Annotated in this window: 2 protein-coding genes; both read left to right on the forward strand. The window is 38.3% G+C overall.

All coding sequences use genetic code 11. The annotated features are described in order from the left end of the window. The first annotated feature begins 187 nt into the window (after nucleotides 1-187). Complete coding sequence (locus tag AB5213_RS17050) at nucleotides 188-625, forward strand: HTH domain-containing protein (RefSeq protein WP_117836411.1); 438 nt, start codon at nucleotides 188-190, stop codon at nucleotides 623-625. Between the two features lie 38 nt (nucleotides 626-663). Beyond that, nucleotides 664-1,563 carry an IS3 family transposase gene (locus tag AB5213_RS17055; protein ID WP_270203516.1) on the forward strand — a complete coding sequence of 300 codons (900 nt, stop codon included), beginning with the start codon at nucleotides 664-666 and terminating at the stop codon, nucleotides 1,561-1,563. The last annotated feature ends 49 nt before the right edge of the window (nucleotides 1,564-1,612 follow it).

The following is a 1,612-nucleotide window of genomic DNA, read 5'->3' on the forward strand; positions in this document are numbered from 1 at the left end:
TATAATGGACCCTATAGTGTGGACATGAAACTTAGATAATTAGGTCAATTCCTTAGAGTATTTTCCAAGTTGTAGACATGAAATTGGTAAACAATTATTCCTTCATGGTCTTATTTCCAACTTGTAGACAAAGGTTTAACCACCATTGCTGTTGTGATATATTAATAAACAGAAAGGTGGACACACTATGAGCAAAAAAGTACCTTTTACAGAAGAACAATTACGTGTTTTGGAGTTGAATCCTTATACTTATTCCGTAAGTTCGAATCGCATTACGTTTACACTTGAATTCAAAAAATTCTTTGTTGATCAGATTCGAAATCACAGAAAAACAACCCCTGAAGTCCTTAAAGCAGCTGGTTATGATCCGTCTTGGTTTGCACAAGGATGCAAAAGCAGTCTGCGCAGACGTATTCTTGAAGAAGCAGATTCTGAGCAAGGACTTCGTCCTCCACGAGGCCTTTCTACAGAACAACAGCTTGCTGCATTCGAGGCAAAAGATCTTTCTACCCAAAAAACAGATGCCAGTATCAAAGAATTACAGGAACGGATTGTTCATTTAGAAAAACAGGTTGAGTTTTTAAAAAAAATTTCAAATATCGTAACAAATCCGAAACTGCAGTAGCCAAAACGCGTGAGCAGACAAGCGCTATCTTTGAATTAATCTTTAAAGAAACTCAAAACAAGTCTGCTTTAAATGTTTTGGAATTATGTAAGCTGGCAGGCGTTTCCAGATCCGGTTATTATCGCTGGATCGCAGCCTCAAATCAAAGAGCTATCCGTGAAGCATCTGATTATCAGGATTTTCTGCTAATCAAGGAAGCATATGATTACCGAGGTTATGCAAAAGGATCCAGGGGCATTTGCATGCGTTTAAAGCGTATGGGCATTACTATGAACAGAAAAAAAGTGCAAAGATTAATGCGAAAATACAACTTGTGCTGCCCTATACGCAAAGCCAATCCATATCGAAGAATGGCAAAGGCATTACGTACAAGTACAATTGCCCCGAATTACGTTAAGAGACAATTCCGTTCCTATGGCCCGCGAAAAGTATTACTAACAGATATCACCTATCTGCGGCTCAAGCAGAAGCATGTATATTTATCCGTTATAAAAGATGCATATACAATGCAGATCCTAGCTTATCAATTAAGCGAATCTCTGGAGATTGATTTTGTCCTTGAAACAATAAAGTCTCTCATGAGAAATCATTTATACGAGATGAATGCAGAAGTTTGGATTCATTCGGATCAAGGATGCCATTATACAAGTGTTGCATTTCGGCGGCTTTTGAATGACTTTAGGCTACGCCAGTCTATGTCCAGGCGAGGAAACTGTTGGGATAACGCACCACAGGAAAGTTTCTTTGGTCATATGAAAGATGAACTTCAGCCATATGTGAATACCTGGGATTGCTTTCAGGATGTAAAGGAACGAATTGATGATTACATAACTTACTACAATAATGATCGTTATCAAACCACCCTTGGAGGAATGTCTCCAAATGAGTATTATCATTATGTGGTTACAGGAGAGAAACCATCAGCATTGGTTGTTTAACCAATTGACCTAAAAAATTTACTGTGTCCTTGACATGGGGTCCAGTTTA

It is taken from the genome of Coprococcus sp. RTP21204st1_G4_RTP21204_210225, assembly GCF_040915385.1.
Lineage (GTDB): Bacteria > Bacillota > Clostridia > Lachnospirales > Lachnospiraceae > Allocoprococcus > Allocoprococcus comes.

Bases quoted from the DNA above. Each gene is read 5' to 3' on its own strand.
- AB5213_RS17050 (WP_117836411.1), top strand. From the start codon at position 188: ATGAGCAAAAAAGTACCTTTTACAGAAGAACAATTACGTGTTTTGGAG.